Raw genomic sequence first — 10040 nt, 5'->3', positions numbered from 1 at the left:
TCAGCCACGTGATCATTCTGAATGTCTGGGGCCCGCCGGCGCAGCAACTGGGCGACACATCACGACAGGGCGAACGTTGCTTGATGCGGCACTAGTGTGCTGCGCCTGAAATCCTGATACTTAGTAAGTACCCTGTTGTCATGTCGCATTCGGGACCTTCTGCTGTGGCGATCACGTTGTCCGAATCGGAGCGCGCCGAGTTGGTGCGCCGGACGGAGCTGCCGCACCGGCGCTCGGCCGAGAAGGCCCGCATTATCCTGGCTTGTGCTGACGGCATGTCAAACGCGGCTGTAGCACGGCTCGTCGGTGTCCAGGCCAAGACGGTCGGCAAGTGGCGTCGGGCTTTCGCCGCAGAGCGTGTGGCCGGGCTTGAGGACGCCGGCTGGATCGGCCGGCCGAAGGCCGACCTGATCCTCGACGATGCTGAGCGCAGGCAGCTGCAGCAGTGGGCGCGGCAGGCCAGAACCGCCCAGTTCCTCGCGTTACGAGCCAAGATCGTGCTGCGCTGCGCGGAGGGCGGGACGAACCAGCAGGCCGCCGCCGACCTCGGCATCGACAGGTCGACCGTAGACCGCTGGCGGGCCCGGTTCATCGCAAAACGCCTCGATGGCCTGCAGGACGAGCCGCGCTCGGGCCGGCCGCCCTCGATCCTCCTCGACCAGGTTGAGGAGGTCGTCGTGGCCACCCTGGAGTCGGTCCCGGGCCAGGATACGCACTGGTCACGGACCTCGATGGCCCAGCGCACCGGCCTGTCGAAGTCGACGATCGGGCGGATCTGGAAGCGATTCGACCTCAAGCCCCACCTGCAGGACTCCTTCAAGCTGTCCACCGATCCGCAGTTCGTCGCCAAGGTCGTCGACGTCGTCGGCCTGTACCACCACCCGCCCGAGAAGGCGGTCGTGCTCTGCGTGGACGAGAAAAGCCAGATCCAGATCCAGGCGCTGGACCGGTCCCAGCCGGTGCTGCCGATGATGCCGGGCATGCCCGAACGCCGCACCCACGACTATCTGAGGCACGGCATCACCAGCCTGTTCGCCGCCTTCAACGTCGCCGACGGCACCGTCATATCGGCACTGCATCGCCGCCATCGGGCGATCGAGTTCAAGAAGTTCCTGATCCGGATCGACAAGGCGGTGCCCGCCGGGCTCGACGTGCACCTCGTCTGCGACAACTGTGAGCATCATGGGGTGCTGCGGAGGGCTGGGAGCCTGACCCGTGTGACAACTGGCGATGGTGCCTTGGAGTAGAACTGTCGGCTCCCGGCCCTCCACGGCACGTACCGGAATTGGCCCGGTGGACGTGTCCCGATAGACATCTCGGGATCTGAAGAAGTCAAGCAGCCACTGGTGTCGGTGAGGCCGTGGACTGATTGAACGCGCGTTCTTCGTCGAAGCGAGTCTGATTCTGGAGGCAGTGGAACAGCTGGCCGAGCAGGCGATTGAACAGGTGTCGTTGAGCTTGCGCGTGCCAGTCGCCGACATCGCGCCGGTGGCGGTAGTGGGCTTGCGCGCCGGGTGATGATCGCAGGGATGAGAAGGCCCAGAGGTAGCCGGCGTGGTGGAGCCGGTTGTTCTTGACCATGCGGCGGCCGACGTAGTGCTTCTTGCCGGAGGCGCGTGTGATTGGTGCGGATCCGGCGTATGCCTTCAGACCGCGGGCGTCGGCGAAGCGGTTGCGGTCGTCGCCCGTCTCGGCGAGAACTCGTGCCGCAAGCTGGACACCCAGGCCAGGGAAGCTCAGGAGTATCTCTGCATCGGGATGCTCGCGAAAGCTGGTGTCAACTGCTTCGGCGAGATCTTCACTGGCCTGGCAGGCCGCTTCGAACTGCTTCAGCAGGGCGAGAAGCTGCTTGCCAAAGGCGTCCTCGACGGCCGCGGGCTGGTGAGCGTACTCGGCCCGCAGGACACCGCGCAGGCGGTCAGCCTCCTCGTCAACGCCACGGACGCGGCCGGCGCGCTTGAGCGCGGAACGCAGCTGGCTCAGTGACAGCCGCGAGCCTCCGGTAGGCGTCGGCGCTTTGGCCAGGATGATGCGTGCCTCCTCGCGGGCCAGTCCTCCCTGCTTGGCCAGGAAGGCATCCAGGGCAGCGGGGTAGTACTCGCGCAGCAGGGAGCGGATCTGGTTGCCGATCTGCTGGCGGTTCCAGACGGCATCCTGCTGAGCCCTAGCCAGCACCGCGATGGCCTGCACCTGTTCGGAGTCCGCTGGCAGTGGTCGGTGCATGGCCATGTCGGTGCGGAGGATGTTGGCCAGCACGAGTGCGTCGCCCGGGTCTGACTTCTTGCGGGACACCCCGTGCCGGTCGCGGTAGCGGGAGGCGGCGAGCGGGTCGGCTGGTCTCGATGGCCACCGGAATCGGCGATTCAGGGCTGTCCCCGTGCTCGGCCAGGAGCTCCAGCAGCATGCGGTAGCCAGCCGCGTCATCGCCGATCCGCCGCTTGGCCAGCAGTTCGCCAGCCTCATCGACCAACGCGATGTCGTGATGCCTCTCTGCCCAGTCGATCCCGCAGAACACAGTCACACGTTCTCCCATCATCGAGTTGTTCTCCCAGGTCACGAGCTCATGCGGGTCACGCGGCGTCCTAATCCCAGGACTCGATCGGTCCGCCATCTCGGTAGCCGTTCGCGACACCAGCGCACCCCAGGGGCCTCTGTCTGCGCCAGAGCTCGCAGCTCGCGGAGGTGGACAGGAGGTCGCACTGCGGCGGGCTCGCGCCGCGACGACAACGAACGGCATACGACGGTGGGTTTCACGGGACGTGGAGACGCCGGGCCACGCCGCTCTCTCGTGAGACCTCAAAGGCCAGGGAGATTCCCAGGCGTCGGCCCGGCGCCCGCATGCCCCGTGAAACCCACCACCGTGACGGCGCCGCTCTATCGGGAGGCCTCAAGGGCCCGGGGCCTTACAGACGTCCGTCACCAGACAGCCCAGAAGCCCAGCTGCGGCCTCTGGAGCCACCTTCACTACGGATTAGGGGCTTTGCGGCACAAAGCACCGTCACAGTTCTGACCGCCCACCGGACCGGTTCGGCCACCAGCCCCAGTCCGAGGAGTCCTGTGACCGTCACCAGCATGCCCCAGCCGACCCTGCCCGCGCAGCGGGCCCGTGATCTGGAGGAGGTGATCCTCGGCGTCGACACGCACAAGGACGTCCACGTGGCCGCGGTCATCACCGCTCTCGGCGCCTCGCTCGCGCACCAGGAGTTCCCGACCACTGCCTCGGGCTACCGCCAACTGCTCGCCTGGACACGGTCCTTCGGAACGCTTCAGCGTGCCAGAGTCGAGTGCACCGGATCTTACGGGACCGCGCTGACGAGGGTCCTGCGCCGTGAGGGCATCGAGGTCATAGAGGTCAACCAGCCCGACCGCGTCGCCCGGCGCAAACGCGGCAAGACCGACGCGATCGACGCCGACGCGGCGGCCCGTGCGGTCCTGTCTGGCCGGGCCACGGCCACTCCGAAGACCGGGGACGGGCCCGCCGCCGACATGCGCGTCCTGCGACTGGTGTCCGCGTACTCGTTGAAGTGCTCGGCCAAGTACAGATAAACGTGCTCAGCTCTCAGGCCACTTCGGTCTCGCGCTCGATGGCGGCGAGGCGGTTCTTCAGTCGGTAGCTGGGGCCGTTGATCGCGATGACGTCGCAGTGGTGCAGAAGGCGGTCGAGGATCGCGGTGGCGAGGACTTCGTCGCCGAAGACCTGGCCCCATTCGCTGAAGGTTTTGTTCGAGGTCAGGATGATCGAGCCCTTCTCGTAACGCTTGGAGATCACCTGGAAGACCAGGTTCGCCTCAGCGCGTTCGAGGGGCTGGTAGCCGACCTCGTCGACGACGAGAACGCTGGGCCGCAGGTAGGAGCGGAGCTTGCTGGTCAGCCGGCCCGCAGCTTCGGCGGTCTTCAGGTGGCGGACCATGTCGTCGAGCGTGGTGAAGTAGATCGAGAATCCGGCCCGGCAGGCTGCGACGGCCAGGGCGACGGCGAGGTGTGTCTTGCCTACTCCGGGCGGGCCCAGAAGAGCTGCGTTGGCCTTCGCCTCGACGAACGAGAGGGTGGCCAGGTCCTTGACCTTGCGCGGGTCGAGTTCGGGCTGGAAGGAGAAGTCGTAGTCGTCCAGCGTCTTGTGGTGCGGCAGCTTCGACAGTCGCAGGCCCTGCCGAAAACGTCGGTCATCGCGGACCGCAAGCTCTTCGGCCAGGACCAGGTCAAGGAAGTCGAGGTAGCCGAGCTTGCCCTCCTCGGCCCGCTCGGCGTACTGGTTCAGGCTCTCGGCCAGGTGGGGCAGGCCGAGCTTGGCGGCCGTGCTGCGGATGCGGGCGGTGACCAGCTGGCTCAACGGGCTTCCCTCGTCGTCGAAGTGGGGGTGAAGGGACGGGTGCCGGTCAGCTCGTCATAGACCGACAACGGACGCCGCCTGACCTCGATGCGGCTGGCGGCGGACCGGTTCAGCAGGGCCTCGAGCGGTCCGGCCTCCTCGCCCAAGGCGTCTTGGTGGCGGGGCTGGGGCATCACGTCGCCGGTGGTGACGCGCCGGTTGTCGCCCTTGGGCAGTCCGTCCCAGTGCCTGTCGTCGACGACGCGGGCGCCGCGGCCAACAGCCCGCGGGTGGACGGCCAGGAGGGTCTCGCCATGGGCGTCGACGATGGTGGAGTGCAGGCTGATCTGCGACTTTGTGGCCCGGATCTCGACCAGCTGACGGGCACGGACCTTGCGGGCCGGCACCGAGTAGAGGTTCGCGTCAAAGGAGACCAGGCAGTCCTTGCCGACGTGCCGCAGATGCCGCTGGGCGACCACATACGGTGTCTGCGGCAGCGGCCGAAGGGCCATGTGGTCACGGACGGCGCGATGCCCGATGACCTCGCCGTGGGTGCCGTGGACCTTCGCCCGCCGCATCGGCACCCAGGCGGTGAACGCGGCGTCCATCTCCTCGACGGAGGAGAACGCCCGGCCCGCCAGAACATGATCGCGGACGATCAGGACTTGGCGCTCGACCCGTCCTTTCCCGGTCGGGCGGTAGGCGGCCAGGACGTCGATGTCGAAGTCGTAGTGCCCGGCGAAGGCCACCGCTTCAGGATGCAGCGGAACCGCCTCACCAGGAGCGACGTGGCGCCGGACAACTGTCTTGGTGCGGTCGTAGACGATCGTCATCGGCACCCCGCCGAAGTGCGCGAACGCGCGGCGATGGCAGTCGAAGAACGTCGCCAGGTCCTGGCTGGTGGTGAAGCAGCAGAACGGATCGCGCGAGTAGGACAAGGTCATGTGGAACGAATAGACCTTCGGGATCCCGACATGGGCGAGGATCTTGCCCTCGTCGCCCCAGTCGACCTGCGCCTGAGCACCAGGGATGACCTCGAACCTGCGGTGCAGACCCGCGAGTTCACCGGGGCTGATGCCCAGCTCGTCCGCGATCCGGGGCCGGGCTTCCTGCAGGTAGATCTTCACACGCTGATAGTTGCCGGTGAAGCCGTACTCCTTGACCAGGCGCTCGTGGACCACCGCCCCTTTGATGAGGATCTCGGCCCGAAGCATCGCGTCGATCAGCGGCGCGACCTCGTCCACCACCCGAGCCTTCGGCTTTCCGGTCGGCGCCCGCTTCGGCGGGGCGATCGGCGCCTGCCCCGACAGGTACTTGCTGACCGTGCGACGGTTCAGCCCGGTCGCCTTGGCGATCTCCGACAGGCTCATCGCCCCGGACTCGTAAAGACCGCGGAAACGCCTCAACTCCAGCCAGCGATGCGGGTCCAGGACCACCGTCAGCCGCCTCTCTGCCAACCCGAAGACTCAGGAGCAGAGTGCCGACCCACCGGTCTCACCGCATCAAGAACTGAGCACGTTCATCCGTACGCGGCTGTGCACGTTCACGTGTACGCCGACAACTGGCCAAGGAGTCGGCCGTCAAGGCGCGCACCCAGGCCCTGAACCAGCTCAAGGCCGTCCTGCTGGCCGTCGACCCCGCTCTGCGCGAGTCGCTCGACAGCCTGACCAACACCGCCCTGGTCTCCGCGTGCGCGCAGCTGATCAGCGACAACAGCCAGGCCGTCTTCACGATGCGCCTGCTCGCACGCCGGATCCAGGGCCTGTCCGAAGAGGTCAAGGAGCTGACCCGCCGCACAACGAAGGCTGTGCGCGCCCACCGGCCCGCCCTGCTGGACCTGGTCGGTGTCGGTCCGGACAGCGCCGCGGCACTGCTCATCGCCGCAGGCGACAACCCCGAGCGGCTCGCCGACGAGGCGGCCTTCGCCGCCCTGTGCGGCGTCAGCCCCGTCGAGCAGTCCTCCGGCAAGACCCAGCGCCGGCGCCTGAACCGCGGTGGCAACCGGCAGGCCAACGCCGCCCTCTACCGCATCGTGCAAAGCCGCCTGCGCTGGGACCAGCGTACCCAGGCCTACCTGCAACGACGCACCAAAGAAGGCATGTCCAGGCGAGAGATCATCCGATGCCTGAAGCGCTACGTTGCCCGCGAGCTCCACCGGTACCTCCAGCCCGAAACGCTGGCCACCGCAGCTTGACGGACCATAGGGGCTTCTACGCCACCCACAACACCGCCGAGATCAGGACGTGGCTCGTCAAACACCCCCGCTTCCACGTCCATGTCACCCCCACCGGATCCTCCTGGATGAACCAGGTGGAACGGTGGTTCGGCCTGCTCACCGACAAGCTCATCCGCCGCGGCGTCCACACCTCCGTGAAGGCACTGGAGGACGACATCAATACATGGATCGACACCTGGAACGAGAACCCGCGACCCTTCACCTGGACCAAGACAGCCGACGAGATCCTCAACTCCCTCGCCGACTACCTCACCAAGGTCGGAACCACCGGCCAGAAAACAGAGCAGAACTAACCCACAGGATTTCTGGCGCAGCACACTAGCTACGCGCTGCTGGCGACGTTGAGAGAGTCCGTCTTCAGAGGAAGATTCGCCAGGAGGTGACATGGTTGTTCTCCCGGTTGAACTCGACCGGCTCGACCTGGAGAGCTACGCATACGCTGCCCGTGATCTCTTCGCAGCGCTTGAAGTGCTGGTCGCTGATCTGCTTCACGGCGAACGCCTGATGAAATCTTGTGACCTGGTGACCTGCCGCGCACCCGGGTCGCGAAGTTCATGCATGACGCCGGTTGGCCGGCGTTCACCGCGATGCCGGACCGCAGGGCCGCTCCATGCGGTTGGACTTTCACCCGCATCGGCCGCTTCTAGTCGACCTTGCAGGTCTGCTCCGTGCCCGGTGCTCAGGACGTCCACATGGGGCCTGCGCGACTGCCTGGACCGGGACATCAACGCGGCGGTCAACGACGTCTGGGCCGCCGGAATGGCGGTGCCGGCCTGTAGACGCAGGCGAGACGGGCACCCGTGCCCACAGAGCGTGGCCAAACAGGACCCCGCTGAGACAGCCAGCCGACCGTGGTAGGACTCCCCGCGCCCTCTCGACGCGGGCAGCGGAAGGCAACTGTCCCATCACCTACTGAGGTTTTCAGGGTGGCGTCGGTGGGTTGATGGTCAGGCCTGTGGTGGTGAGGCAGCCGTTGATCAGGTGGGATCGGAGCTGGATCCTGCCCAACTCGCGTCGGAGTTTGCGGTCGAGGTCGTCTGGAGTGTCGGAGGCGGTGTTGGCCATGGTTCTGCGCACGAGCGACCAGACGGCCTCGACGGGGTTCAGGTCTGGTGCGTAAGGAGGAAGGCGGACGGTGGTGAGCCAGTCGTGCTCGGCCTCGTACTGATGCAGTCCGGCCGCGAGGTGGGTGTTGAGATTGTCCCAGACGACCGTGATCGGCCCGCCGAGCTGGATGTGTGCCCGCACCAGCAGGTCGCGGTAGTCCTTCCAGGAGAAGCTCTTGCGTGCGCCTTTGAGGAGGAGATGCGCGCGGGGCCGGTAGATGAGACGGCTGTTCTCGCCGGGTTTGTAGCAGCACAAGGCGGCGACCGAGGTCCGGCGGCGGGACCTGCCGCGCACGCGGATGACAGGTGTCTGTCCGCGCCGGCCCCAGGTGCGGGCACGGGGTGGTGCCATCGAGAAGCCGGCTTCGTCCTCGAAGACGATCCAGGCCCCGGAGGCCGCCGCGAGCTTTTTGCCCTCGGCCACACCTCCTTCTTCCACAGCTCCACCGCGTGCTCGTCACGCTCGAGTGCTCAGCGGGCGGGTGCCTGCCAGGACCAGCCGTGCCGTTTCAGCAGCCGCCACACCGTCGCTACCGAAAGGCTCATCCGAAGATGCCGACGGATCAGCGTCTGGACCCGGGCCAGGGTCCAGCGTTCGTCGTCGAAGCCGTGCGCAGAGGGGCCCTTGCCGAGTTCCTCCTCGAGCGTGGCGAACTGGGCATCGCTGACGGTCGGAACGTTCGCCGGACCTACAGATCGCAGGGCTTCCAGGCCGCCCTCGCGCCAGGCACGGCGCCACCGGTCCACCGACCGCACACTCACCCGCAGGTCCTTCGCGATCACCGCGGTCTTCTCACCCGCCGCGAACCGCATCCCGGCCTGAAGCCGGATCCCCTCACGAAACGCCCGCCGCTCAGCGGTCAGGCCCCCACCCTCTGGATACCTCATCCACCTGGCATACCGCGAGGATCATGAACCGTCACTACCCGACGACGATCCGAAAACCTCAATACCAACGCGTCCGACCGCTGTTGCGAGGACCTCTCAGCGAACAACCGTCCCGGAAGTCACCACGATATCTCTGACGGTCAACTACCGAGAACAAGCTCCCTCTCCGCAGCTCTCCGAGCGGGTGCCGCGGTGGCGCCAAGGGCAGTTGGGCAGTGACGTTGGTTTACTCCGGCTGGTCGCAGCACCGGACTACCGCTTGCACCCAGGATCCACACAACTCGATCTCCGTGCCCATGCCGATAGAGCGTGCGTTCCGCGGCGATCGCCTGACCTGAGCCTCACTCGTGCGGGTGTGACGTTCCATCACTAACCGAACCGAAGTGGCAGCGCATAGCGCCTAGTTATGACCAGGAGACGTTACATCTGTCGATAACTCTCTGCCACTCTCATCTGTCAGGCCATCAACTACGTTGTAGATAACGGGAGTTCGGTGGCTAAAACCTTTCAGGCCGTCAGCCTCCACACTCAGCGCCTTCAGCGCCGCTCACCGAATCGAGGAACCTTGCGTACATCACGGCTCATCACCGCATGCGCTGCGACAGCGATCTCTGCCCTCGCCCTGCTCGCCCCCGCCGCCAGCGCGGCCCCGCAGGCGGACCCCCCCGTCAGCGCTGGTTCGCGCATCGTTGGTGGTGGGCAGGCCGCCAACGGATTCGGGGCGGTGCGTATGATCAAGAACGGCCGGGGCTGGTGTTCTGCGTCGATCATTGCGCCCACCTGGGTTCTCACTGCCAAGCACTGCGTCGGCGGTGCGATGTCATTCCGTATCGGCAGCCTCAACCAGTCGTCCGGCGGGACCGTGGCCAATGGCACCCAGGTTTTCACCGGCTCCGGTGACCTGGCCCTGGTGCGTCTGGACCGTGCGGTGTCGGCCACCTATGCGCGCCTGGGGCAGCCGGGGACGGTGCGCGCCGGATCCGGTGCGCAGGTGTACGGATGGGGTGCCACCCGTCCTGGCTCGCAGTGCAATGGTGGAGAGGCGGGCTGCCAGTCGCCCACGCTGAAGGTCGCCAATGTGACGGTCACCGGCTTCGACCGTGATGCGGCCGGCGGTTCTGCGATCGCGGCGCGCAGCGGCGACGGCGTAGCCTCGGGAGGCGACTCGGGTGGCCCCATGATGGTGAACGGTGTCCAGGTCGGTGTGGCATCTACCAGTGACCGCGTGTCCCGTATGTACTACACCGACGTCACGGCATACCGTCCCTGGATCCGGTCCATCACGGGCGTCTGACCTTCTCCCGGTTGCTGAGCTTCGCCGTTGTTTCCTCCGGTAGGCGCGTGGCGGAGCCTGCTTACTGTCGGCCGTCAAGACAGGATCTCTGTCTTGACGGCCGTTGGTTTCGTTACTGACTTCAGCTCGTCGGGGTGAATTCTCGCGAAGTCGCTGATGGGTGTGGGTGGGTGGCTGTGTCCGTGATGTGTGAGATATGCGGATGGG

General features: G+C 66.4%; 8 protein-coding genes and 3 pseudogenes. 5 read left to right on the top strand and 6 right to left on the bottom strand.

Going from position 1 to position 10040, the window contains the following annotated elements; genetic code table 11:
* Positions 1–164: 164 nt before the first annotated feature.
* Positions 165–1184, top strand: a pseudogene (locus tag ACF08B_RS41090) (IS630 family transposase); the annotation flags it as partial.
* 148 nt (positions 1185–1332) lie between these two features.
* On the opposite strand, the pseudogene ACF08B_RS41085 reads toward ACF08B_RS41090, so the two are convergent.
* Positions 1333–2536, bottom strand: a pseudogene (locus tag ACF08B_RS41085) (transposase).
* 536 nt (positions 2537–3072) lie between these two features.
* Between ACF08B_RS41085 and ACF08B_RS41080 the strand changes: the two are divergent.
* Positions 3073–3546: a transposase gene (locus ACF08B_RS41080; protein ID WP_392322146.1), complete on the top strand. Its 474-nt coding sequence runs from the start codon at positions 3073–3075 to the stop codon at positions 3544–3546.
* A 13-nt stretch (positions 3547–3559) separates the two neighbouring features.
* On the opposite strand, the gene istB is transcribed toward ACF08B_RS41080, so the two are convergent.
* Positions 3560–4330, bottom strand: a complete 771-nt coding sequence (gene istB, locus ACF08B_RS41075) for an IS21-like element helper ATPase IstB (protein WP_355872826.1) — start codon at positions 4328–4330, stop codon at positions 3560–3562.
* Positions 4327–5745, bottom strand: coding sequence for an IS21 family transposase (gene istA, locus ACF08B_RS41070; RefSeq protein WP_392322147.1), 1419 nt, complete (start codon positions 5743–5745; stop codon positions 4327–4329). The genes istB and istA overlap by 4 nt, the downstream gene beginning before the upstream one ends.
* A gap of 296 nt (positions 5746–6041) precedes the next feature.
* On the opposite strand from istA, the gene ACF08B_RS41065 reads away from it, so the two are divergent.
* A complete protein-coding gene (locus ACF08B_RS41065; protein WP_392322145.1) occupies positions 6042–6503 on the top strand; it encodes a transposase in 462 nt (153 codons plus the stop codon).
* 17 nt (positions 6504–6520) lie between these two features.
* Positions 6521–6838 (top strand): annotated as a pseudogene (locus ACF08B_RS41060) (IS630 family transposase); the annotation flags it as partial.
* 64 nt (positions 6839–6902) lie between these two features.
* On the opposite strand, the gene ACF08B_RS41055 reads toward ACF08B_RS41060, so the two are convergent.
* The 3 genes from ACF08B_RS41055 to ACF08B_RS41045 all read right to left on the bottom strand — a co-directional run bounded on the left by ACF08B_RS41055 (position 6903) and on the right by ACF08B_RS41045 (position 8539).
* A complete protein-coding gene (locus ACF08B_RS41055; protein WP_392322144.1) occupies positions 6903–7037 on the bottom strand; it encodes a hypothetical protein in 135 nt (44 codons plus the stop codon).
* Positions 7038–7466: 429 nt separating this feature from the next.
* Entirely contained in the window at positions 7467–8075 is a 609-nt protein-coding gene (locus ACF08B_RS41050; RefSeq protein WP_392322143.1) for a transposase, read from the bottom strand.
* 47 nt (positions 8076–8122) lie between these two features.
* On the bottom strand, positions 8123–8539 hold the full coding sequence (locus ACF08B_RS41045; RefSeq protein WP_392322142.1) for a winged helix-turn-helix domain-containing protein: 417 nt from the start codon (positions 8537–8539) through the stop codon (positions 8123–8125).
* Between the two features lie 565 nt (positions 8540–9104).
* Between ACF08B_RS41045 and ACF08B_RS41040 the strand changes: the two genes are divergently transcribed.
* A complete protein-coding gene (locus ACF08B_RS41040) occupies positions 9105–9833 on the top strand; it encodes a S1 family peptidase (RefSeq protein WP_392322141.1) in 729 nt (242 codons plus the stop codon).
* Positions 9834–10040: the final 207 nt, after the last annotated feature.

The sequence above is a fragment of the Streptomyces sp. NPDC015139 genome, from assembly GCF_043079785.1.
GTDB lineage: Bacteria > Actinomycetota > Actinomycetes > Streptomycetales > Streptomycetaceae > Streptomyces > Streptomyces albidocamelliae.
The sequence above is the reverse complement of the archived record's forward strand: the minus strand, read 5'-3'. Positions and strand labels throughout refer to the sequence as shown.

Coding starts and splice junctions, on each gene's coding strand:
- ACF08B_RS41080 (WP_392322146.1), top strand. CDS start 3,073: ATGCCCCAGCCGACCCTGCCCGCGCAGCGGGCCCGTGATCTGGAGGAG.
- ACF08B_RS41065 (WP_392322145.1), top strand. CDS start 6,042: ATGCGCCTGCTCGCACGCCGGATCCAGGGCCTGTCCGAAGAGGTCAAG.
- ACF08B_RS41045 (WP_392322142.1), bottom strand. CDS start 8,539: ATGAGGTATCCAGAGGGTGGGGGCCTGACCGCTGAGCGGCGGGCGTTT.